Origin of the sequence: Lacrimispora sp. 38-1 (assembly GCF_049890855.1) — a bacterium.
In the GTDB taxonomy this organism is placed as follows: Bacteria; Bacillota; Clostridia; order Lachnospirales; family Lachnospiraceae; genus Lacrimispora.
On record NZ_JBANEW010000010.1, the window covers coordinates 1 to 590 of the forward strand.

Annotated in this window: 1 pseudogene; it reads left to right on the forward strand. The window is 38.6% G+C overall.

Annotated elements, in window-relative coordinates:
* A pseudogene (locus tag V7D18_RS02600) lies at window positions 1-231 on the forward strand (hypothetical protein); the annotation flags it as partial.
* Window positions 232-590 lie beyond the last annotated feature (359 nt).

The window sequence follows — 590 nt, forward strand, 5'->3', positions numbered from 1 at the left end:
TTACTGGAGCTTATGACTCAGGCAGAGGAATATATTGAGTCTATCTCCAAGAGTGAGGTAAGGACAATGTTCCGGCTGTATTACATAGATGGGCTTCCCTGGTGGAAGGTAGCGCAGTCCATGAATCGAATGTTTCCAAAGCGGAGGGTAAAGTACACTGAAGATAGTTGTAAAAAAAGAAATTTGAGGTTTTTTGAAAATGTCCCTCAATGTCCCGAAAAAATCTGTTAGTATGATACCATGCAGGAGCCAGACGAGAAAGCCTTACATACCTTCATTTAGGTAATCCCCCTACGGTTGCCGGGTGCAACAGCCCGGTGACTGATTGATTCCTGATATTCTCCTTTTTGAAAACGCCTGTCGATTTTGGGTCGATGGGTGTTTCTATTTTGACGAAAAATATATTTATTCTATGTATCTATTATGACAAAATTTGAAATACTTTTCATGTATATTTAAGAAAAATATATGGAAAAGCTTGACAAGGGGTGGTATAATGTGTATACGGAAACGTAATAGTAATAGTAATAGTAACCCGAAAAAGGAGAAACAGCAGGAGAAACAAGGAGATGATGCTATGAGTAACAGTA